Annotated in this window: 19 protein-coding genes, 1 tRNA gene and 1 pseudogene; 17 read left to right on the top strand and 4 right to left on the bottom strand. The window is 64.1% G+C overall.

What is annotated here, in order from left to right; genetic code table 11:
- Positions 1–23: 23 nt before the first annotated feature.
- Positions 24–431 (bottom strand): acyl-CoA thioesterase, encoded by a 408-nt coding sequence (locus tag ACWV8V_RS01685; RefSeq protein WP_455898779.1) that lies wholly within the window; start codon positions 429–431, stop codon positions 24–26.
- Positions 428–3,403: an excinuclease ABC subunit UvrA gene (uvrA, locus tag ACWV8V_RS01690; protein ID WP_259261362.1), complete on the bottom strand. Its 2,976-nt coding sequence runs from the start codon at positions 3,401–3,403 to the stop codon at positions 428–430. The genes ACWV8V_RS01685 and uvrA overlap by 4 nt, the downstream gene beginning before the upstream one ends.
- Positions 3,404–3,698: 295 nt before the next feature.
- On the opposite strand from uvrA, the gene rplU reads away from it, so the two are divergent.
- The 3 genes from rplU (at position 3,699) to obgE (ending at position 5,539) form a co-directional block, all read left to right on the top strand.
- The gene (rplU, locus tag ACWV8V_RS01695) at positions 3,699–4,016 is read left to right on the top strand and encodes a 50S ribosomal protein L21 (protein WP_019184518.1); all 318 of its coding nucleotides are present in this window, start codon (positions 3,699–3,701) and stop codon (positions 4,014–4,016) included.
- Between the two features lie 15 nt (positions 4,017–4,031).
- The gene (gene rpmA / locus ACWV8V_RS01700; RefSeq protein ID WP_019184517.1) at positions 4,032–4,292 is read left to right on the top strand and encodes a 50S ribosomal protein L27; all 261 of its coding nucleotides are present in this window, start codon (positions 4,032–4,034) and stop codon (positions 4,290–4,292) included.
- A 194-nt stretch (positions 4,293–4,486) separates the two neighbouring features.
- Entirely contained in the window at positions 4,487–5,539 is a 1,053-nt protein-coding gene (gene obgE / locus ACWV8V_RS01705) for a GTPase ObgE (protein ID WP_259261363.1), read from the top strand.
- 199 nt (positions 5,540–5,738) lie between these two features.
- On the opposite strand, the gene rpsT is transcribed toward obgE, so the two are convergent.
- Positions 5,739–6,008, bottom strand: a complete 270-nt coding sequence (gene rpsT / locus ACWV8V_RS01710) for a 30S ribosomal protein S20 (protein WP_019184515.1) — start codon at positions 6,006–6,008, stop codon at positions 5,739–5,741.
- A gap of 116 nt (positions 6,009–6,124) precedes the next feature.
- Here rpsT and murJ point away from each other — a divergent pair, with 116 nt between their 5' ends.
- The 8 genes from murJ (at position 6,125) to ACWV8V_RS01750 (ending at position 17,127) form a co-directional block, all read left to right on the top strand.
- Complete coding sequence (murJ, locus tag ACWV8V_RS01715; protein WP_455898780.1) at positions 6,125–7,729, top strand: murein biosynthesis integral membrane protein MurJ; 1,605 nt, start codon at positions 6,125–6,127, stop codon at positions 7,727–7,729.
- Between the two features lie 75 nt (positions 7,730–7,804).
- Positions 7,805–8,752 carry a bifunctional riboflavin kinase/FAD synthetase gene (locus tag ACWV8V_RS01720; RefSeq protein WP_123728667.1) on the top strand — a complete coding sequence of 316 codons (948 nt, stop codon included), beginning with the start codon at positions 7,805–7,807 and terminating at the stop codon, positions 8,750–8,752.
- Positions 8,749–11,580 (top strand): isoleucine--tRNA ligase, encoded by a 2,832-nt coding sequence (ileS, locus tag ACWV8V_RS01725; RefSeq protein ID WP_455898781.1) that lies wholly within the window; start codon positions 8,749–8,751, stop codon positions 11,578–11,580. The genes ACWV8V_RS01720 and ileS overlap by 4 nt, the downstream gene beginning before the upstream one ends.
- On the top strand, positions 11,580–12,086 hold the full coding sequence (lspA, locus tag ACWV8V_RS01730; protein ID WP_259261365.1) for a signal peptidase II: 507 nt from the start codon (positions 11,580–11,582) through the stop codon (positions 12,084–12,086). The genes ileS and lspA overlap by 1 nt, the downstream gene beginning before the upstream one ends.
- Before the next feature lie 53 nt (positions 12,087–12,139).
- On the top strand, positions 12,140–13,090 hold the full coding sequence (gene ispH, locus ACWV8V_RS01735) for a 4-hydroxy-3-methylbut-2-enyl diphosphate reductase (protein ID WP_123728670.1): 951 nt from the start codon (positions 12,140–12,142) through the stop codon (positions 13,088–13,090).
- A gap of 197 nt (positions 13,091–13,287) precedes the next feature.
- Entirely contained in the window at positions 13,288–14,115 is an 828-nt protein-coding gene (locus ACWV8V_RS01740) for a hypothetical protein (RefSeq protein ID WP_455898782.1), read from the top strand.
- A gap of 140 nt (positions 14,116–14,255) precedes the next feature.
- A complete protein-coding gene (locus ACWV8V_RS01745; protein ID WP_455898783.1) occupies positions 14,256–16,136 on the top strand; it encodes a M61 family metallopeptidase in 1,881 nt (626 codons plus the stop codon).
- Between the two features lie 250 nt (positions 16,137–16,386).
- A complete protein-coding gene (locus ACWV8V_RS01750; protein ID WP_455898784.1) occupies positions 16,387–17,127 on the top strand; it encodes a hypothetical protein in 741 nt (246 codons plus the stop codon).
- A gap of 33 nt (positions 17,128–17,160) precedes the next feature.
- On the opposite strand, the gene treA is transcribed toward ACWV8V_RS01750, so the two are convergent.
- On the bottom strand, positions 17,161–18,789 hold the full coding sequence (gene treA / locus ACWV8V_RS01755) for an alpha,alpha-trehalase TreA (protein ID WP_455898785.1): 1,629 nt from the start codon (positions 18,787–18,789) through the stop codon (positions 17,161–17,163).
- A 162-nt stretch (positions 18,790–18,951) separates the two neighbouring features.
- Here treA and ACWV8V_RS01760 point away from each other — a divergent pair.
- The 6 genes and pseudogenes from ACWV8V_RS01760 (at position 18,952) to ACWV8V_RS01785 (ending at position 22,869) form a co-directional block, all read left to right on the top strand.
- A tRNA-Thr gene (locus ACWV8V_RS01760) sits at positions 18,952–19,027 on the top strand.
- A 655-nt stretch (positions 19,028–19,682) separates the two neighbouring features.
- On the top strand, positions 19,683–19,964 hold the full coding sequence (locus tag ACWV8V_RS01765; RefSeq protein WP_259261370.1) for a hypothetical protein: 282 nt from the start codon (positions 19,683–19,685) through the stop codon (positions 19,962–19,964).
- Positions 19,965–19,966: 2 nt separating this feature from the next.
- Positions 19,967–20,383 (top strand): Imm40 family immunity protein, encoded by a 417-nt coding sequence (gene imm40 / locus ACWV8V_RS01770; RefSeq protein ID WP_455898786.1) that lies wholly within the window; start codon positions 19,967–19,969, stop codon positions 20,381–20,383.
- A gap of 289 nt (positions 20,384–20,672) precedes the next feature.
- Positions 20,673–21,759, top strand: a pseudogene (locus tag ACWV8V_RS01775) (IS3 family transposase).
- Between the two features lie 40 nt (positions 21,760–21,799).
- Positions 21,800–22,066, top strand: coding sequence for a hypothetical protein (locus ACWV8V_RS01780; RefSeq protein WP_455898787.1), 267 nt, complete (start codon positions 21,800–21,802; stop codon positions 22,064–22,066).
- Between the two features lie 278 nt (positions 22,067–22,344).
- Entirely contained in the window at positions 22,345–22,869 is a 525-nt protein-coding gene (locus tag ACWV8V_RS01785; protein WP_455898788.1) for a hypothetical protein, read from the top strand.
- The last annotated feature ends 20 nt before the right edge of the window (positions 22,870–22,889 follow it).

Consider the following 22,889-nt stretch of genomic DNA (forward strand, 5'->3'; position numbering starts at 1 on the left):
TCAGCTTGACGCGGCAGAACCCATCAGCTTGACGCGGTGCGGATCGCCTCGGGCAACGGCGCGCTCTCGCCGGTCTGGGTGTCCATCCAGACCACCACCACGTTGCCATCCGAATACAGCGTGCTGTCGTTCTTCTCGTCCACGATGCGGTGGCCGATGGTCACGCTGCTGTTGCCGAGACGCTCGACGAACAGCTCCACCACGATGTCGTTGGGCCACACGATCGGCAGGCGATAGTTGACGTTGGTCGCCGCCACTACCGGTGCGATCCGGTCGGTCATCGAAACGCCCTCCACGCCCAGCATCCAGCGCACGCGCGCTTCTTCCAGGTAGGAGATGTACTTGGCGTTGTTCACGTGGCCCATGCTGTCCATGTCGCGCCAGCGGACGCTGATCGGCACGCGGGCGAGGATCTTGTGCTCGTTGCTCATGCGGTCTTCTTCTTGGTCTTGCTGGGGGCTTTGGTCGCGGCGGTCTTGCGCACGGCCTTCTTCGGTTCCGGCTTGGCCTTGCGCGGCGGGCGGGCGTCGGGCTTGTTGGCCACGGCCGCCGGCTGTTCCGGACGCGCGCTGGTAGAGGGCAGCATCTTGGCCAGGAACTGGCCGGTGTACGAGGTCGGGCAGGCCGCCACGTCTTCGGGCGTACCGGTGACCAGGATGGTCCCACCGCGATGGCCGCCTTCCGGACCGAGATCGACGATCCAGTCGGCGGTCTTGATCACGTCCAGGTTGTGCTCGATCACCACCACCGTGTTGCCTTCGTCGCGCAGCTTGTGCAGCACGCCGAGCAGCGCTTCGATGTCGTGGAAGTGCAGGCCGGTGGTCGGCTCATCCAGGATGTACAGCGTGCGCCCGGTATCCCGACGCGACAGTTCCTTGGACAGCTTCACACGCTGCGCTTCACCGCCGGACAGCGTGGTCGCGCTCTGGCCCAGCTTGATGTAGCTCAGGCCCACATCGACCAGCGTTTCCAGCTTGCGCGCGATGCTCGGCACCGGCTCGAACAGCTTCAGGGCATCTTCGACGGTCATCTGCAGCACGTCGTTGATGTTGTAACCCTTGTAGAGGATCTCCAGCGTTTCGCGGTTGTAGCGCTTGCCGTGGCAGACATCGCAAGGCACGTAAACGTCTGGCAGGAAGTGCATTTCCACCTTGATCAGGCCATCGCCCTGGCACGCTTCGCAGCGGCCGCCGCGCACGTTGAAGCTGAAACGGCCCGGCGAATAGCCCCGCGCACGCGCTTCGGGCACCTGCGCGTACAGCTCGCGCAGCGGCGTGAACAGGCCGGTATAGGTGGCCGGGTTCGAGCGCGGGGTGCGGCCAATCGGCGACTGGTCGATGTCCACCACCTTGTCGAACAGATCCAGCCCGTCCACTTCCTTGTAGGGGGCGATCGGGTGCGAGGAGCCGTTGATCTCGTTGGCGGCCAGCGAGAACAGGGTGTCGTTGATCAGGGTCGACTTGCCCGAGCCGGACACGCCGGTGATGCAGGTCAGCAGACCCGACGGAATATCCAGGTCCACGCCCTTGAGGTTGTTGCCGCTGGCACCGCGCAGGTGCAGCGTCATCTTCGGGTTGGGCTTGTGCCGGCGCGCCGGGATCTCGATGGCGCGCTTGCCCGACAGGTACTGGCCGGTCAGCGAACGCGGGGCGTCCAGGATGTCCTGCAGCGTGCCCTGGCCGACGATCTCGCCGCCGTGCACGCCCGCGCCCGGACCGATGTCCAGCACGTAGTCGGCCAGGCGGATCGCGTCTTCGTCATGCTCGACCACGATCACCGTGTTGCCGAGGTCGCGCAGGCGGGTCAGGGTGCCGAGCAGGCGCTCGTTGTCGCGCTGGTGCAGGCCGATCGACGGCTCATCCAGCACGTACATCACACCGACCAGGCCGGCACCGATCTGCGAGGCCAGCCGGATGCGCTGGGCTTCGCCACCGGACAGAGTGTCGGCCTTGCGCTCCAGGGTCAGGTAATCCAGGCCGACGTCGACCAGGAAGCCGAGCCGTTCGCCGATCTCCTTGACGATCTTGCCGGCGATCTCGCCGCGCCAGCCGGGCAGGGTCATGCTGCTGAAGAACTTCAGCGCATCGTCGATCGGCATCACCACCAGTTCGGGCAGCGCACGGTCGGCCACGAACACATTGCGCGCGGCCTTGTTCAGGCGCTGGCCGTTGCACTCGGGGCAGTTGCGCTCGCTGATGTACTTGGCCAGCTCTTCGCGCACCGCCGAGGATTCGGTCTCTTTGTAGCGGCGCTCGAGGTTGGGAATGATGCCCTCGAAGCGATGCTTGCGCTGGGTGCGGCCGCCGGCTTCGGTGAAGTAGGTGAAGGTGATCGTCTCCTCACCGCTGCCGTACAGCACGGCCTGGCGCACGTCCTCGGGCAGGCTCTGCCAGGGGGCGTCGGTGTCGAACTTGTAGTGCTTGGCCAGCGAGGCGATCAGCTGGAAGTAATACGCATTGCGGCGGTCCCAACCGCGCACGGCACCGGCCGAGAGCGACAGCTCCGGGTGCACCACCACGCGCGAGGGATCGAAGAACTCGGCCATGCCCAGGCCATCGCAGCCCGGGCAGGCGCCGACCGGCGAGTTGAACGAGAACAGGCGCGGCTCCAGCTCCGGCAGCGAGTAATCGCAGACCGGGCAGCTGTACTTGGAGGAGAACAGGTGCGCAGGCGCATCCTCCACATCCAGCGACTGCACCGAGACCATGCCGTCGCCCAGCTTCAGCGCGGTTTCAAAGCTCTCCGCAAGGCGCTGCTTGATATCTTCACGCGGACGGAAGCGGTCGATCACCGCTTCGATGGTGTGCTTCTGGCGCAGCGCCAGCGGCGGCACCGCATCGATTTCATGCAGCTGGCCGTCCACGCGTACGCGCACATAGCCCTGCGCGCGCAGCTGGTCGAACACCTGGGCATGCTCGCCCTTGCGCTCGCGGATCACCGGGGCCAGCAGCATGTAGCGCTGCTCGGCATCCAGGGTCAGCACGTGGTCGACCATCTGGCTGACGGTCTGCGCTTCCAGCGGGTAGCCGTGGTCCGGGCAGCGGGGGCTGCCGACGCGGGCGTACAGCAGGCGCAGGTAGTCGTAGATCTCGGTGATCGTGCCGACGGTCGAGCGCGGGTTGTGCGAGGTCGACTTCTGCTCGATCGAGATCGCCGGGGACAGGCCCTCGATGTGGTCCAGGTCCGGCTTTTCCATCACGCTGAGGAACTGGCGGGCATAGGCCGACAGCGACTCCACGTAACGACGCTGGCCTTCGGCGTAAATGGTGTCGAACGCCAACGAGGACTTGCCCGAGCCGGACAGGCCGGTGATGACAATGAGCTTGTCGCGGGGCAGGTCGAGATCGATGTTCTTGAGATTGTGCGTCCGCGCGCCGCGGATGCGGATGAAATCCATCGCCATGGGGGATCCGTTGTGGGGCTTCGGCTCAGGGAGCCGGCAAGCGGGTGGGGCAATCGGAAACGGCAATCGGTCAGCCTACCGAGCTTGGGATTTGGGGGCAATCGCGGACTTTGCCACCCCCATGTCTCATTCCCTGAGACCCCGCCGGCCGGTTTCCTGAACCGTATTCAGCCAAATGCGGGTCCGAGCAGGGGGTGGGTTGACCCGAAGTGGTTGAAGTCATTAAAATTCCGCTTCTGTCCGCCCTCGATGGCGGCAGTCCATAGACCACAATAACTACAGAGGAAGTCTGGTCATGTACGCAGTACTGGTAACCGGCGGTAAGCAATACCGCGTGGCGCAGGGCGAAACGCTCCGCGTTGAAAAGCTCGAAGTCGAAGTCGGCAACGAGATCAAGTTCGACAACATCCTGATGCTGGGTGACAGCGATGGCATCAAGCTGGGCGACGCGCTGAGCGGCGCTTCGGTCACTGCCAAGGTCGTGTCCCAGGGTCGTGCCGACAAGGTCCGGATCATCAAGTTCCGTCGCCGTAAGCACCACATGAAGCGCCAGGGTCACCGTCAGTACTACACCGAAATCGAGATCACCGGCATTGCCGGTGGCAGCAAGTAATAAGGAGAAGCAGTCATGGCACATAAGAAGGGCGTAGGCTCATCGCGCAACGGTCGCGACTCCAACCCGAAGTACCTCGGCGTCAAGATCTTCGGTGGCCAGGCCATCGATGCCGGCAACATCATCGTGCGTCAGCGCGGCACCCAGTTCCATCCGGGTACCGGCGTTGGCCTCGGCCGTGACCACACCCTGTTCGCGCTCGTCGACGGCAAGGTGGAGTTCTCGGTCAAGGGCCCGAAGAAGCGTCGTACCGTCAGCGTCGTCGCCGAAGCCTGATCTTCAGCGGTACGCAGGCGCCCACGCCACGGCGTGGGGTCGCTGACGAAAGCCCCGCTTCGGCGGGGTTTTTCGTTGGTATCAACTATCGGGCGGGACATTTCCCGCCGCCGGCCCTGGATCGTACCGGGGCCGTTAGACTCTGCGGTGGGGTGCACCTCGCGCCCGCCGCCTCCAGATTGGCATCCAGAATCATGAAACTTGTAGACGAAGCAGAAATCCAGGTGATCGCCGGCAATGGCGGCAACGGCTGCATCGGTTTCCGTCGCGAGAAGTTCATTCCGCTGGGCGGGCCGGACGGTGGCGACGGCGGTAATGGCGGCAGCGTGTGGATCCGCGCCGACGAGAACCTCAATACCCTGGTCGATTTCCGCCATGACCGCATCTTCAAGGCGCAGCGCGGCGAGAACGGCATGGGCCGCCAGGCCTATGGCAAGGGCGGCGAAGACCTGGTCATCACCGTGCCGATCGGCACCGTGATCATGAACGTCAGCACCGATGAAGTGATCGGCGATCTGACCAGCCATGGTGACCGCCTGCTGGTGGCCAAGGGTGGCCGCGGCGGCCTGGGCAACATGCATTTCAAGAGCTCCACCAACCGCTCGCCGCGCCAGGCGCTGCCGGGCGAAGAGGGTGAAGAGCGCCTGATCAAGCTGGAGCTGAAGCTGTTGGCCGACGTGGGCCTGCTGGGCTTCCCGAACGCCGGCAAGAGCACCCTGATCCGCGCCGTGTCCGCGGCGACCCCGAAGGTGGCCGACTACCCGTTCACCACGCTGTACCCCAATCTGGGCGTCGTGCGGGTGGAGAACTACCGCAGCTTCGTGATCGCCGACATTCCCGGCCTGATCGAAGGTGCGGCCGATGGCGCTGGCCTGGGCGCGCAGTTCCTGCGCCACCTGCAGCGCACCCGCCTGCTGCTGCACCTCGTGGATATCTCCCCGATGGAAGGCGGCGTGGAAGGTGTCTCGCCGATCGAGCAGGTCCGTGCGATCGAGCGCGAGCTGGAAAAGCACGATCCGGAGCTGCTGGACAAGCCGCGCTGGCTGGTGCTGAACAAGGCTGACCTGATGTTCGAAGACGAGGCCAAGGCCGCCGCCGAGAAGATCGTCGCCGAACTGGGCTGGACCCAGCCGTGGTACCTGGTCTCGGCGCTGGGCCGCGAAGGCACCTGGCCGATCATGAACAACGTGATGGCGTTCTTCGATCGCCAGAAGGAAGACGAGGCGCAAGCGCGCGATGCGTACTGAGCGCACCCGCGCGCCCCTGAGAAACCCGGCTCCGGCCGGGTTTTTCTGTGGTGCCAGCCACGCATGGCGTGGCGCTGCCGTCGATCAGGATGGGCGCTCGAGATCGCAGGCAACAAAAAACCCGGCCGGGGCCGGGCTTTTTTCTGCGGCTGGGTCGAAGCCACGCAGCGCGTGGCTCTACGACACCCGCAGCGCCGTATCAGGCGGCCTTGATGGCCTTGATGCGCGCGGTCAGGCGGCTCTTATGGCGAGCAGCCTTGTTCTTGTGGATCAGACCACGCGAGCTGAAACGGTCGAGGATCGGCTGGGCAACAGCAAAGGCTGCCTCGGCGCCGGCGGCGTCGTTGGCATCCAGAGCCTTGATCACCTTCTTGACAGCGGTGCGCAGCATCGAACGCTGAGCCGTATTGCGCGCGTTGCGCACGACGGTCTGCTTGGCGCGCTTCTTGGCGGACTTGATATTGGCCACAGTGGTGGTTTCCTGAAAAATCGGTGTAATGGGAACAGCAAGCTGGAAAGTATGATGGCTCGAAAAATGTACGTCAAGTCAATTGTCAAGGGGGAACACGGGTGAGTTCACCAAGGATGTTGCGGGGCCTGCTGTCTTTCAGCAGCATGACCATGATTTCGCGGGTGTTGGGGCTGGTTCGCGACCTGGTCATCACCACCACGTTCGGCACCAATGCGGTGACCGACGCCTTCTGGGTCGCCTTCCGGGTGCCCAATTTCCTGCGCCGGCTGTTCGCCGAGGGCTCGTTCGCCACCGCGTTCGTCCCGGTGTTCACGGAGGTGAAGGAAACCCGCTCGCATGCCGAACTACGCGAACTGATGTCGCGGGTGGCCGGCACGCTGGGCGGGGTGTTGCTGCTGGTCACCGCGCTGGCGCTGATTTTCGCGCCGCAGCTGGCCACCCTGTTCTCCAGCGGGGTGGATACCGACCCGGCCAAGCACGGCCTGCTGGTGGACTTGTTCCGGTTGACCTTCCCGTTCCTGCTGTTCGTCTCGCTGACCGCGCTGGCCGGCGGGGCGCTCAACAGTTTCCAGAAGTTCGCGATGCCGGCGCTGACGCCGGTGATCCTCAACCTGTGCATGATCGCCGGTGCGCTGTGGCTGGCCCCGCGGCTGGGCGGCACCCCGGAGAAGCAGATCCTGGCGCTGGGCTGGGCGGTGCTGGCCGCGGGCCTGCTGCAGCTGCTGTTCCAGCTACCGTCGCTGAAGGGCATCAACCTGCTGACCCTGCCACGCTGGGGCTGGCGGCATCCGGGGGTACGCAAGGTGCTGACCCTGATGGTGCCTACCCTGTTCGGTTCCTCTATCGCGCAGATCAACCTGCTGCTGGATACGGTGATCGCCGCCAAGCTGACCGATGGCTCGCAGTCCTGGCTGTCGCTGGCCGACCGCTTCCTGGAACTGCCGCTGGGCGTGTTCGGCGTGGCGCTGGGCACGGTGATCCTGCCGGCGCTGGCCCGCCACCATGTCAGTACCGACAAGGCCGGCTTCTCCAGTGCGCTGGACTGGGGCCTGCGCACGACCCTGTTGATCGCCATCCCCGCCATGCTGGGCCTGCTGCTGCTGGCCGAGCCGCTGATCGCCACCGTGTTCCAGTACGGCCGCTTCACCGCCTTCGATACCCGCATGACCGCGCTGTCGGTGTACGGCCTGAGCTTCGCCCTGCCGGCCTTCGCGCTGCTCAAGGTGGTGCTGCCGGCCTTCTATGCCCGCCAGGACACCCGCACCCCGGTCCGCGCCGGTGTGGTCGCGCTGGTGGCCAACATGGTGTTCAACTTCATTCTGCTGGCTGTGCTGTACCACGTCATGGTGCCCGAGGCGCTGAAAGCGCAGGGCGTCTGGGTAGCCTTGGGCAAGCAGCCGGGCCTGCATCTCGCGCTGGGTATCGCCAGTGCGCTGTCCAGTTATCTGAACCTGGGCCTGCTCTGGTATTGGCTGGGCAAGACCGATGTCTACCAGCCCAAGGCGGGCTGGGGCGGCTATGTCACCAAGCTGGGACTGGCCTGCCTGGCGATGGTGGCGGTGCTGCTGGGCCTGCGCTACGGGATGGCGGACTTCACCGGCATGGACAAATGGCACCGCATCGGCAACCTCGCGCTGCTGGTCGGCGGTGGCGGTCTGACCTATCTGGTGGCCCTGGTCGCCATGGGCTTCCGCCCGCGCCACCTGCGGGAGCATTGATCCGGGGGCAGCCCGGCTATACTTCATGGCTATCTCTTGCAAAGCATCGGCCCTGGTGGGCCGCATTCCACGTAGATGAGCAGGCTGTTTAGAAACGTCGAAGGCGGGCAGTTGTTCCCGCACGGAAGCGTGGTCTGCATCGGCGCATTCGACGGCCTGCACCTGGGTCATCGTGCGTTGGTGCGCCACGCCGTTTCGCGCGCGCGCGCGCTGGGCGTGGCCGCCGTGGCGGTGGCTTTCGAGCCGCTGCCGCGCGAGTACTTCGCCCAGGGCGAGCCGCCGCCGCGATTGACCCTGGCCCGTGACAAGGTCGCCATGCTGCGCGAACTCGGCGTGGATGCGATCGGCCTGCTGCGCTTCGATGCGCGCATGGCCGCGATGCAGGCCGAGGATTTCGTCGAGCAGCTGCTGGTGCACCGGCTGAGCGCGCGCGAGGTGTGGATCGGACCGGAGTTCTGCTTCGGCAACCGCCGCAAGGGTGATCTGGCCCTGCTGCAGGCGATGGGCCGCGAGCGTGGCTTCAGTGCGGGGGAGATCGAGCCGGTCGACCTGCACGGCGAGCGCATCTCCAGCACCCGCATCCGCCAACTGCTGCGCGCCGGTGATTTCCGTCATGCCGGCGATCTGCTGGGCAGGCCGTATACGATTGGGGGCAGGGTAGTGCGCGGCCGCCAGTTGGGCCGTACGCTGGGGTTCCCGACCGCCAACCTGCGCTTTCCGAAGACGCCGGCGCTGTCGGGGATCTACGCGACCTGGGTCCATGGTGTGTTCGACCAGCCGTGGCCGTCGGTCTCCAGCTTCGGTACGCGTCCCACCGTGGATGGCGTGGAGCCGCTGCTGGAAGCGCACCTGTTTGATTTCCAGGGCGACCTGTACGGCCGCCACATCGATGTCGAGTTCGTCGCCAAACTGCGCGATGAAGAAAAGTTCCAAGATCTGGCTGCGTTGACCGACCAGATGCACCGTGACGCCGAACAGGCCCGTCACATCCTTTCCGAACACAGATTGCGAGCCACTGCGTGAGCCAGGACTACAAAGCCACCCTTCATCTGCCGGCAACCGAATTCCCGATGCGCGGCGACCTGCCCAAGCGCGAGCCGGGCATTCTGTCGCGCTGGGAGGACGAGGGCCTTTACGCCCGCCTGCGCGACAACGCGCAGGGCCGCCCGCTGTTCGTGCTGCACGACGGCCCGCCCTACGCCAATGGCCAGATCCACCTGGGCCACGCGGTCAACAAGATCCTCAAGGACATCATCGTCAAGTCGCGCTACCTGGCCGGCTTCGATGCGCCCTACGTGCCGGGCTGGGATTGCCACGGCCTGCCGATCGAGATCGCGGTCGAGAAGAAGTGGGGCAAGGTCGGCGTCAAGCTCGATGCGGTCGCGTTCCGCCAGAAGTGCCGCGAGTTCGCCGAAGAGCAGATCGAACTGCAGCGCCGCGACTTCAAGCGCCTGGGCGTGATCGGCGATTGGGACAACCCGTACAAGACGCTGAGCTTCGATTTCGAAGCCAACGAGATCCGTGCGCTTTCCAAGGTGTTCGCCAACGGTCACATCGTGCGCGGCGCCAAGCCGGTGCACTGGTGCTTTGACTGTGGCTCGGCGCTGGCCGAGGCCGAGATCGAATACCAGGACAAGACCTCCCCGGCGATCGACGTGGCCTACGTGTCGCGTGATTCGCAGCAGCTGGCCGAGCGCTTCGGCGTGACGCTGCCGGCCGATGTCGAGGTGGCGGTGCCGATCTGGACCACCACCCCGTGGACGCTGCCGGCCTCGCTGGCGGTGTCGCTCGGTGCGGAGATCGAGTACGTGCTGGCCGAAGGCCCGGCCCACAACGGCAAGCGCCGTTGGCTGGTGCTGGCCGCCGCGCTGGCCGAGCGTTCGCTGCAGCGCTACGGCGTGGACGGTCTGGTCGTACACGGTCGTGCCACCGGCGCCGCGCTGGAAAACCTGCTGCTGGCCCATCCGTTCTACCCGCAGCGCGACATCCCGCTGCTCAACGGCGCCCACGTCTCCGATGAAGACGGCACCGGCGCGGTGCACACCGCTCCGGGCCATGGCCAGGAAGACTTCGTGGTCAGCCAGCAGTACGGGCTGATGGACAAGTACAACGCCGGCCAGATCAACCCGGTCGACGGCCGTGGCGTGTACCTGTCCTCGACCCCGCCGGCCGGCGATGTCGAGCTGGCAGGCGTGCACCTGTGGAAGGCGCAGCCGCTGATCGTCGATGTGCTGCGCGCCTCCGGTGCGCTGCTGGCCTTCGTTGAGATCGTGCACAGCTACCCGCATTGCTGGCGGCACAAGACGCCGGTCGTGTTCCGCGCCACCCCGCAGTGGTTCATCTCGATGGACAAGGCCAACCTGCGCCGCGACGCGATGGCCGCGATCGACAACGTCGGCTGGTTCCCGAGCTGGGGCAAGGCGCGCATCGGCTCGATGGTCGATGGTCGCCCGGACTGGTGCATCAGCCGCCAGCGCACCTGGGGCGTGCCGATCGCGCTGTTCACCCACCGCGAAACCGGTGAGCCGCACCCGCGCACCGTCGCGCTGATGCAGCAGGTCGCCGACCGCGTGCAGGCCGAAGGCATCGACGTGTGGTACTCGCTGGACAGCGCCGAGCTGCTGGGCGAGGAAGCGTCGCAGTACGAGAAGGTCACCGACATCCTGGATGTCTGGTTCGACTCGGGCGTGACCCATGAAGGCGTGCTGCTGGCGCGTGGCTTCGGCAAGCCGGCCGATCTGTATCTGGAAGGCTCGGACCAGCACCGCGGCTGGTTCCAGTCCTCGCTGCTGACCGGCGTGGCCATCGACAAGCAGGCCCCGTACAAGCAGTGCCTCACCCACGGTTTCACCGTGGATGAGAAGGGCCGCAAGATGTCCAAGTCGCTGGGCAACGGCATCGAGCCGCAGGACATCATGAAGACCCTGGGCGCGGACATCCTGCGCCTGTGGATCGCCTCGGCCGATTACAGCAATGAAATGTCGCTGTCGCAGGAAATCCTCAAGCGCAACGCGGATGCCTACCGGCGCCTGCGCAACACCGCGCGCTTCCTGCTCGGCAACCTGGACGGCTTCGATCCGGCCCAGCACCTGGTGGCCCCGGCCGACATGGTCGCGCTGGACCGCTGGATCGTGCATCGCGCCTTCGAGGTGCAGGAGAAGATCAAGGCGGCGTACACCGGCTACAACATGGCCGAGATCGTGCAGCTGCTGCTGAACTTCTGCAGCGTGGATCTGGGCTCGGTGTATCTGGATGTGACCAAGGACCGCCTGTACACCATGCCGGTGGACTCGCGCGGCCGCCGCTCGGCGCAGACCGCGATGTACCACATCGCCGAAGCGTTCACGCGCTGGATCGCGCCGATCCTGAGCTTCACCGCCGATGAGCTGTGGGGCTACCTGCCGGGCGAGCGCAAGGAAAACGTGCTGTTCGCCACCTGGTATGAAGGACTGGCCCCGCTGCCGGCCGATGCACCGCTCAACGCCGCCGACTTCGATCAGCTGCTGGCCCTGCGCGAGCAGGTCGCCAAGGTGCTTGAGCCGATGCGCGCCAATGGTGCGATTGGTGCGGCGCTGGAAGCGGAGATCACCGTCGCCGCCGATGCCGAGACCGCCGCGCGCTGGCAGCCGCTGGCCGAGGAGCTGCGCTTCCTGCTGATCAGCGGTGACGTGCAGGTGCGCCCGGCGACCACCGACGAGGTGTTCGTCAGCGCCCAGCCGACCGGCAAGCAGAAGTGCGTGCGCTGCTGGCATTACCGCGCCGATGTCGGCTCGGTCGCTGCGCACCCGGAACTGTGCGGCCGCTGCGTGACCAACATCGACGGTGCCGGCGAAGACCGGCGGTGGTTCTGATGACCGCCGCCCGTCCGCGTCCGAACGCGCTGATGTGGCTGCTGCTGTCGGCAGTGATCATCATCGCCGACCAGTGGAGCAAGGCCTGGGTGCTGTCCAGCCTGCCCGAGTACGAGCCGGTGGTGGTCATCGAGGGCTTCTGGAACTGGTTCCGCACCTACAACACCGGCGCAGCATTCAGCTTCCTGAGCGATGCCGGTGGCTGGCAGCTGTGGTTCTTTACCGCACTGGCGGTGGGCATCAGCGGCCTGATGGCCTACTGGATGTGGGGCACCGCGCGCGGTGCCTGGCGCAGCGCCGTGCCTTACGCGCTGGTGATCGGCGGGGCGATCGGCAACGTGATCGACCGCCTGATGCACGGTCACGTGGTCGACTTCATCCAGTGGCATATCGGGGACCATTACTGGCCCTCGTTCAACATCGCCGACTCGGCGATCGTGGTCGGCGCGGTGGGTATCGCCCTGTTCGGCCTGTTCGACGGCAAGGCTGCCAAAAAAGCGGGATAATTCCCTCCTGTATCCGTAACAACCCGGCTCACGCCGGCCGGAGTATCTGACCGATGGATGTGTTGCTCGCCAATCCGCGTGGTTTCTGTGCCGGTGTCGATCGTGCGATCGAGATCGTCAAGCGCGCGATCGAGACCCTGGGTGCGCCGATCTACGTGCGTCACGAGGTCGTGCACAACCGGTTCGTGGTGGATGACCTCAAGGCCCGTGGCGCGATCTTCGTCGAAGAACTCGACGAAGTGCCGGACGACAACACGGTGATCTTCAGCGCCCACGGCGTGTCCCAGGCCGTGCGCCAGGAAGCCGACCGCCGTGGCCTGAAGGTGTTCGACGCGACCTGCCCGCTGGTTACCAAGGTGCACCTGGAAGTGGCCCGCCACTGCCGCGCCGGCCGCGACGTGGTGCTGATCGGCCACGCCGGGCACCCGGAAGTGGAAGGCACGATGGGCCAGTGGAGCCGCGAGCGCGGCACCGGCCAGATCTACCTGGTGGAGGATGTGGAGGACGTCGCCACGCTGGTCATCGACCAGCCGGAGAACTTCGCCTACACCACCCAGACCACGCTCTCGGTGGATGACACCCGCAGCATCATCGACGCGCTGCGCACCCGCTTCCCGGCGATGCAGGGCCCGAAGAACGACGACATCTGCTACGCCACGCAGAACCGCCAGGACGCCGTGCGTGACCTGGCCAAACGGTGCGATCTGGTGCTGGTGGTCGGCTCGCCGAACAGCTCCAACTCCAACCGCCTGAGTGAACTGGCGCGCCGTGATGGCGTGGAGTCCTACCTGATCGACGGTGCCGACGAGATCGACCCCGCGTGGGTGGCCGGCAAGAAGCACATCGGCCTGACCGCGGGCGCCTCGGCCCCGCAGGTACTGGTGGATGGTGTGATCGCGCGCCTGAAGGAGCTCGGTGCCACCGGTGTGGGCGAGCTGGAGGGCGAGCCCGAATCGATGGTGTTCGCGCTGCCGAAGGAATTGCGGCTGCGGTTGGTCGACTGACGCTGCACCGCGGCTGTTTGCTGCACGATCCTTGCTGCCAGCCTATGGCGGCATCTCAGGCCGCTTGGCATCCTGAAGAACGGCACTTGACGGTGTTGCTCGCTCCCCTTGAGCATCCTCTGTGACGCAGCGTGTACCGCATGGCGTCGCAAGGAGCGGCTGTGCCGCGATGGATCGAGCCACACAAGGAGTGAAGGATGAGCAAGCAAGCCGTACCGGCGAATGGGCCGATGGCAATGAACGGTGCCCTCCATGAGGGCATGGCCCAGGACGATGCCGCGGCCCGTCTGGTGGATCAACTGCATGCCCAGAATCGCCTGTTGAAACTGGTGTTGGGCGGCGTGCTGACCGTAGGTGGGGCGCTGGTATTGATGGGCGCACGCACGCCACCGTCGCGCGTCGCGTTCGACGAGATCGATGTGGCGAAAATCAACATTGTCGGCGCCGATGGTGCCAAATCCATGGTCATCGCAGCACGCGGACTGCTGCCCGAGCCGATCATTGATGGGAAAGAAGTCCACAGCAGCCGTAGTGTCATGCCAGGCATGCTGTTCTACAACGGTGTAGGCGATGAAGTGGGCGGATTGATCTACGACGGCAAGCTGGATGACAAGGGCAAGCCCAGCGGTGGCGTACACCTGTCAATGGACCGCTTCGGCGGCGACCAGCAGCTGGCCGTGCATCATTACGAGTCCAACGGGCACATGGAGACCGGGCTGTCGGTCTACGATCGCGGATTGCACAAGGCGTATGACGCGCTCTACCAGCAGTACAAGGATGCACCGGCCGGGCCGGAGAAGCAGGCCCTTCGCCAGAAGTGGAAAGAGGCCGGTGGCGAGCAGACGCAGCGCCTGTTCGTTGGGCGCACCCGCGGGGATTCCTCGGCGCTGATCCTGGCCGATGCCGCGGGTCGGCCACGCATCATGATGACGGTCAGCCCCAGCGGTGAACCTTCGCTGGCGTTCATGGATGACAAGGGCAACGTCACCCAACAGCTCCCGCAGGTGGCAGGCACCACGCCGTAAAACGAGGCAGAGCGCAGGCCAAGTGGCGCACGGCCTGCGCTTTGCCTGTTGTGGCTGCTTTCCCCTGCATGACCTTTGGCCATGGGGCAGGGCGCTGGCGGAGGACTAGGATCGAGGCTTCCCCCGCTGGAGCCTGCCTGATGAAGATGCGTGCCATTGCCCTGTCCGTGTTGCTGGCCGTGTCCGCCACCGGCGTGCAGGCGCAGACACCGCCGCCGCAGGACGTGGCCTTCCCGGGCCTGCTGCGTATCGACGTTGACGCGCGCGACATCGGGCGACGCATCTTCAAGGTCAAGGCCACGGTGCCGGCCAAGCCTGGCCCGCTGACCCTGCTGTACCCGCAGTGGCTGCCCGGTGCGCATTCGCCGAGTGGCCCGATCGACAAGCTCGCTGGTCTGGTCGTCACCGCCAACGGCACACCGCTGCAGTGGACGCGCGACCCGTACGACGTCTATGCCTTCACCGTGCAGGTGCCGCAGGGCGCCAGCGAAGTGGTGGCCGAGTTCAAGTTCCTCTCTTCGCAGGGCACCCAGGGCCGCGTGGTGATGACCCCGGACATGCTCAACCTGCAGTGGAATGCCAATTCGCTGTACCCGGCCGGGGTGATCACCCGCAACATCCAGGCGCAGGCCACCGTCACGCTGCCGCCGGGCTGGTCGTACGCCACCGCGCTGGATACCGAGCGCCGCGAAGGCGACACCGTGGTGTTCAAGCCGATCAGCTATGACCACCTGGTCGACTCGCCGCTGTTCGCCGGCCGCCACTTCCAGCGCTTCGATCTGGACCCCGGTGCGAAGGTGCCGGTGCACCTGAATGTGTTCGCCGATGAGGCCAAATCGCTGGCCGCCAAGCCAGAGCAGATCCAGGCGCATCGCGCGCTGGTGCAGCAGATGTACAAGCTCTACGGCGCACGCCATTTCGACCGCTACGAGTTCCTGCTGGCGTTGACCGACAAGCTCGGCGGCATCGGCCTGGAGCACCAGCGCTCCAGCGAGAACAGCGGCGACACCGGCTACTTCACCGAGTGGGACAAGACCTGGCTGGGCCGTGATCTGCTGCCGCACGAGTTCAACCACTCCTGGAACGGCAAGTACCGTCGGGGCGCCGATCTGACCACGGCCAACTTCAACGTGCCGATGGGCGACAGCCTGCTGTGGCTGTACGAAGGCCAGACCCAGTTCTGGGGTCAGGTGCTGGCCGCGCGTTCCGGGCTGTGGACCCCGCAACAGACGCGCGACGTGCTGGCCAATGTGGCGGGCACTTATGACCGCGGTCGCCCCGGCCTGGCCTGGCGCAACCTGCAGGACACCACCAACGACCCGACCATCGCGCAGCGCCGCGCGCTGGCCTTCCGCAACTACCAGATGAGCGAGGACTACTACTCCGGCGGCCAGATGGTGTGGCTGGAGGTGGACGGCAAGCTGCGCGCGCTGACCGGCAACAAACGCGGCCTGGATGATTTCGCCAAGGCGTTCTTCGGCATGAACGATGGCGACTGGAACGTCCATCCGTACACCTTTGAAGACGTGGTGAGCACGCTCAACGGCGTAGCGCCGTTTGACTGGGCCAGCTTCCTGCGCGAGCGCCTGGACGGGCACGGGCCGCTGATCGGCGGCTTGGAAGCGGCCGGCTGGAAGCTGGTCTACACCGATACGCCGAACGAGGCGTTCAAGGCGCAGGAAACCCGCGGCAAGAACAGCAACCTGCTGTACTCCATCGGCCTGTCTGTCAGCGAGTCCGGCTACATCGGCGACGTGCTGTGGGACAGCGCGGCCTTCAATGCCGGTCTGATTCCCGGCATGAGCGTGGTCGCGCTCAATGGCCGCGTGTTCAAGGCCGAGCAGTTGAAGGAGGCGATCACCGCCGCCAAGACCGACAAGGCACCGCTGACGCTGCTGGTGAAGAGCTTCGATCGCATCGATACGGTGACGCTGGATTATCACGATGGGCTGAAGTATCCGTCGCTGGAGCGCATCGCGGGCAAGCCGGACCGGTTGGCGGAGTTGTGGAAGGCGCGGTGATGCCGTGTCCTCGCCCGAGGCAGCGAGGATTCATGGTGGATGCGTTATCAAACGCGCTGGACTGGATGCGAAGGTGGCACGGACGCTCATGCTTGGAAAACACGGGAAGGCACGAGTGGCAGTGGTGCTCGTCGCTGCGGCCGGCATCTTCGTAGGAGCGTTGGCACTTCGAAGTCAGGACAGCGTTCCGGCTGGCCAACACGTGCGGAGCACTACCGGTGATGCTGCCTCTCCGGTGGCGCTCAGTGGGATGCGCGTGCCTGCCTCGGTCACTGCGCTACCGCCGGCACCGGGCACGTTCCGTTCGTTGGGACCCAAAGCCTACGAGCTGTCACGCCAAGGCTCGAGCCGTCCACCCGGCGATGCGCTGGCCTATGTCCAGCAGTTGCTGCCGCGCTCGAAGGCTGGCGACGGTACCGCCAGCTACGACATCTATCTGACCGTGCTTGAGTGCCGCACGTTCACCTCCGACCGGGTGGATCAACTCGCGCAGTCCGCGGCACTGGTGGGTGCAGAGAAGGCATTCCTGGAGCGCTCCGAGCGTCTGCTTCGCGAGTGCGGCGCACTGGTGCTTGATCGCGATCTGTACCCCGGCAACTGGCTGGAACAGGCGGCGCTGCAGGGCTCTGTTGAGGGTCAACTGGGCTACGCACGCTCGCCCGAGGATGTGCTGGGCACCTACGCGGATATCCTGGAAGACCCGGAGCGGGCCGTGGCGTGGAAGCACACCGCAGGGCAATACCTGGAAACACTGGCCCGCAGCGGCAGCATCGATGCGGTCGCCAAGCTGGCCCAGGATTACGAACACGGCGGCATCGTGCCGCGCGATCCGGTGGCCGCCTATGCCTACAACCTGGCCTTGCAACAGGTGAATCCCAACTACGTCTCTCCGCTGGTCATGCAATCGCTGGATGCCGAATTGAGCGCAGACCAGCGGGCACGTGCACGGCTGCTGGCCAATACTGTCCACGGGGCATGTTGCGTGCCATAGCGCGCATCACGTTCGCGCGGCGCGGTTGGTGGATCAGTCCGCGGCGTCCACATCCTGGGCGCTCTCACACGCACGCTTCGGCGCACACAGGCGATCCAGCAGCGCCAGCGTGACCCCGTTGCTCCAGCCGAAGCCATCCTGCAGCGGGTACTCGCCACCGCCGCCGCCGGTGGCCGAACCGTCCACCACGTACTTCTCCACCAGCTTGCCCTCGCGGTCGTACACCGTCTGCACGGTGCGCAGGAAGCGCGTGCCGATCCGGCGGGCGAGGGTGTCCTGCCCATAGCGCTGCAGACCGTCCACCGCGACCCACTGCAACGGTGCCCAGCCATTCGGGGCATCCCATTGCTGGCCGGTCGTCACGGTGGTGGTCAGCAGTCCGCCATCGCGCAGCAACTGAGCCTGGACGGCCTCCGCGGTACGGCGTGCCTGCGTGCGGCCAGCAACGTCCAGCCACAAGGGGAACAACGCCGCCGCGGTCAGGGCCGGGCGGGTCTGGCCGCGCTCCAGATCGCGATCCACGTACCAGCCTTGCGTGTCATCCCAGAGCAGTTGGTTGATGGCGTGCTGACGCGCCTTCGCCAGTTGGGTGAAGGTGCGTGCGCCGCTGCGATCACCGGCCGCCTTGCTGGCGCGGGCCAGGGTCGTTTCCAGATGGAACAGCAGGCTGTTCAGATCCACCGGCACGATCGCCGTGGTGTGGATGCTCGCCAACGCAGACGGCTCGGCGAGCCAGCGTGAGCTGAAATCCCAGCCCGATTCCGCACCGGCGCGCAGGTCGCGATACACCTGCGAAGGCGCACGCTGCGGCGCCTGCGCGGCGGTGGCCAGATCGTCCATCCAGGACTCTGTGCGCGGCACTGCGCGGTCGTCCCAGTAACGGTTGAGCAGTTGCCCGCCCGCCAGCCTGATCGCGCGTTCGCGTGCCTCGCCCGGCGCCAGCGCTTCCGCGCCGCGCATCCAGAATGCATGCTCGATGCGTAGCTGTGGCAGGTAACGGCGGTAGGCATCATCGCCTTCGTGGGTGGCGAGTAGATCCACCATCAGGCTGAAGAACGGCGGCTGCGAGCGGCTGAGGTAGTAGCTGCGGTTGCCGTTGGGGATATGGCCGTAGCCGTCGAGCTGGAACGCGAAGTTGTCCACCATGTCGCGCACCTGCTGCCAGCGACCACTGGAGGCCAGCCCGAGCAGGGTGAAATAGCTGTCCCAATAGTACACCTCGCGGAAGCGCCCGCCGGGCACGACGTAGGGCCTGGGCAGCGGCAGCAGCGAGCCGTTCGGATCCACCGTGTCGGTGGTGCGGGTCAGCACGGGCCACAGCCCCTCGATGTGCGCGCGCAGCGTCTCGCCCGCTGGCGGCACGTAGGGCTGGGTGTCACCGGGCACTGCGAAGTGCTCGGCGACGAAGGCTGCCAGGTCGAATCCGGGCTGAGTCCTGGCGCGCTGCCACTCGGTGAGGAGGTGCGCGCTGGGCTGGCGGGGCACTGCATCAGCGAAGGTCTTCTGATCCTTGAACAGGTGTGCGCCCTGGACCTGCTGGAAGAGCGGCTGCCACTGCTGGTCCGGCGTCTGCGGCATCGGCCCCGTGCCTTGTGCCAGCGCGGGGACACTGAACAACAGGGATGACAGCAGCAGACCGGCCAAGCGGGGACAGGGGCGCATGGGATGCCTCCGGAGGTGGGGAATCCACTGTAGGGGCTGGTGCGTCAAGGCTTGGTGCTGCTGGAGCACGTCGGGCCAGCCCGTTGGCGCGCGGCGGTTCGGTGGCGCGCGCGCTTCCCTGATTGACCAAAGTGGTCCGCACCCCCTAGAATTCACGACCTCGCCGGAATAGCTCAGTTGGTAGAGCGGCGCATTCGTAATGCGTAGGTCGTAGGTTCGATTCCTATTTCCGGCACCAGATACAGCAGAAAGCCCCGGCCTTGGTCGGGGCTTTTTGTTTGTGGATCGCTTGCGGGTAGTGCCGACCGCTGGCCGGCAAGCTCAGGTCCGTTCGACGCACCCTGGACTGACATCGCCACCTCGACCCGGCCCGGCTTCGCTGGCGCTTATCGCCAAGGGCATTGCTGATGAGTGGCAAACGTTTGGATATCAATGGGAAGAACGTTGCTCCGGACTCGCCGGAAGCGCATCCTCCTCACAAGACAAAGTGAGGCTCTGATGCACGATTGGACGCTTCTGAAGATACGAATCGACTGGGCTGAAAGCTCGGCCGAGCTAACTGTGCTGGACGAACACTCTGCGAGCCGATCAATATTCTTCAGAGGATTGCGCGAATTCTCTGCTGATAGACAGGAGCATTGGGGTCCGAGCGGCTCAATCAATAAGGCTTCTTGGGATTCTTCGCCTATGGAAGGAGGAGTTTGTTTGAAGATTGAGATGCAGTCAGGCGGGCTAATCAGCATTTCAGCGGATGCAGTGGATCTCGACGGTGAGCCTTACATGGCGGCGGGAGGTCCTGTTTAAATTGACTCGCATGCGGATGATCCTCATCCAAGCACCGGCTCGTATCCCATTCTCCGTTGGCTCTATCGCCACTTGCGGATAGTCGGTCAATGTCATCCCCACTCACCAGGCTCATCGTCCTCACAGCTGAGCTCAAGGATCTCCCAAGCGAGCTCAGAGAGATGAAGGCAGTGGGTAATCACGTGTTTTCTGAAAGCGTAAAGTTTCAGTCGGCGTGTCAGGTGACTAGTCTTAAATGTGGCGATGGTGTCGCGCGCGAGATGTTGACGATAACCGGAGAATACAAGGGGCGTGAGGGCAGCTTGGAGTTCATCAAAGATGCAGATGATGCCCTAAGCCACCGGCTGTTCAAGCCCGAAAAGGAGTTGTGATCGTGGTTCAGTATGTATGGTCAGAACAAGTCGATTCGATATTGGGCGCAGGCGAGTCTTTGGAAATGCTGGGTGTGCGTAATTGGGCGCTTGATCAGGCTGGAGCGCTGGATGCAGTGGGGAGGCTGAGTTGTCAGCAGATTGCCGTCACCGGAGGTGACGTTTACAGGCCGAAGAATGGCCGCCTTGAACCGACTTATGACAATTGGTATTGCAACAGGAACGATGGTGAGCGGATGTGCGAGTATGTTGAGCGTAGCATCGATATTGCGAGGAATTACATATCCGACTACCCCAACTCGGACGGTGGAACGTTCTTCTCATTAGTGCCTTTGGCTTGGTGGCCAGAGTCGTGGATCCGCCCTGTTGAAAGTCTCGGAGTGAACGATCCGCATCCACACACCGCTACGCATCTCTAAAGCGCGGTCGGTAGGGGCTCGCAAAGCGATCTGCGTATAACGCGTGGTTGACGATGTTTAATGCCGACCGGTGGCTTGGAGCCGGGCTTCTGCAAACAGCTGCTTGGCGCTTGGAACTCTCGCCCGAATCGGTCGTTCGGCTTCGTAATGCGTAATGCGTAGGTCGTAGGTTCGATTCCTGTTTCCGGCACCAGATACAGCAAAAAGCCCCGGCCTTGGCCGGGGCTTTTTGTTTAGGCAGGCCGTAGTGCCAGCCCACGGCTGGCGTAACCTAACCCGAGGAGATCCCATGAAGAAATCACGATTCACCGACAGCCAGATCATCGCCGTACTCAAGCAGGGCGAGACCGGCACGCCTGTCCCGGACCTTTGCCGACAGCATGGCATCAGCTCAGCGACGTTCTAGAAGTGGCGCAGCAAGTTCGGCGGCATGGATGCGTCCATGGAGTCCCAGCTAAAAGAACTGCAGGACGAGAACCGGCGGCTGAAGAAGATGTACGCCGATGCGCAGCTTAGTGCCGAGCTGCTGAAGGAAGCGCTCTAAAAAAATGGTGAGGCCATCTCAGCGTCGCGAGATGGCCAGACGGGCGGTCCAGGCAGGCATCACCAGCATCGTTCATGCGTGCAGGACGTTCGAGGTGAGTCAGACCTGCTACCGCTATCAGGCCAAGGCCTGCCAAGAAAATGCGATCATCGCCGACCGGTTGCTCAGGCTGACCAGCGCCTACCGCGATTGGGGCTTTGGGCTGTGCTTACTTCACCTACGCAACGCGAAGGGCTTCGCTTGGAACCAAAAGCGCGTGTATCGGATCTATCGCGATTTGGAGCTGAATCTGCGCATCAAGCCGCGCAAGCGCATCGTCCGGGAAGTGCCGGAGCCTTTGGCCGTGCCTGAGGCGGTCAACCAGACATGGTCGATGGATTTCATGCACGACCAGTTGGCTGATGGACGCAGCTTCCGGATGCTCAACGTACTGGATGACTTCAACCGTCAGGGACTGGCGATGGAGGTCGACATCTCCTTGCCTGCGGCGCGCGTCATCCGCAGCTTGGAACAGGTCATTCAATGGCGCGGAAAGCCCCGCGCCATACGCTGCGACAACGGGCCCGAGTACATCAGCGGAGCGCTGCAAGCATGGGCCGAGCGGCAAGACATTGCGCTGCTCTACATTCAGCCAGGCAATCCTCAGCAGAACGCCTACATCGAGCGCTACAGCCGGACCGTGCGTTACGCTTGGCTTGCCAGCAATCTGTTCAATGACATCGAACTGGTCCAGGACATCGCCACTCGTTGGCTATGGACTTACAACCACGAGCGCCCAGACATGGCGCTCGGCGGCATCACGCCAATGCAGAAGCTTGCACTGGCAGCGTAGTTTCATTTTTGGCGACCGCTAAAAGCGGGGGGATTATCAAATGAGTGGAAAGATGCCATTGCATTTGCGCATACTGCTTGTGGATATTTGCGCCAAAAATGGCCGTGATCTGTCATTTGAGAAGGTGGAGGGCGACGAGTGTTTATTCGATGGCAATGATCGGGAGTGGTTGGTTGATGCGCTTGTTCGAGAGCTCTCCGCCACTGGCCTGAAATTGGACGATGAACCTAATGAGCGTGGGCTGGAAATCGAAGCGTTGATTGATTTTATCGGGCCGGACTCAGGCGCAGGTCTCATGAATGAGTGAGCTTGAACTCGTTATTTGGAGGAGTAGAGCGCTGCGGACCATGCTCATCCAAACACCGCCTGGCATCCTGTCCTAAGTTGGCCTTATCGCCACTTACGGATCCTGCCCGATGTCATCCGCCCAGGCCATTTTAACTGTCATATGAGCGGGGATCGATTGGGCACGTTTAAACGTCTCAAAGACACGTATGTGACGTTGACCTTTGAGGATGAGAAGGTTCAGGTGGCGACGGTCGATGGATGGACGTTAGCCAGTCGATACACAAAGGATTAGGCGTGATGTCTGATAGTTCGCTAAAACTGAAGCTGCTCGCGGTTCTTTCTGATGCGCAACCGCCTGACAATCCCATTGTTGCCAGTGGTTGGGCGGGGATTGCATTTGACAGAAATAGATATGCGGATCTTGCCCCGGCAGACGTTTGGGAAGCCTGGTTGGATGTGCATAAACAACAATCCTGCCCGTCTGATGCCATCGGGATGGCCTCCTTGGAGGACCTTGCTGCCGGCAAGGAGGAATGTAGGGCGGAGCCCACGCGTGACTCGCTGCGTCGATACTGGATGGAGGATGAGCGATTTCTGCGCGATCACTACTTTTTTTCGTCCTCGTTCAACTGGGTGGTTCGCCTCGATCAGGACGTGACCCTGTTTGCGGCAGAGCGAGATTTCATGCGCGAGGTGATCGACCGTCTTCATGGTTTGAACGGTGTCATGGAGCGAATGGTCGAGGATTTTGACCCTGGAGAAGACGATCCGGTTGGGTTGCGAAGATTTCTGTCTGACATCACAGATGAGCTGCGCCGTTGACATGTTCGTAAGTGCCTTGC

Source organism: Stenotrophomonas sp. Ker107b (genome assembly GCF_053847245.1).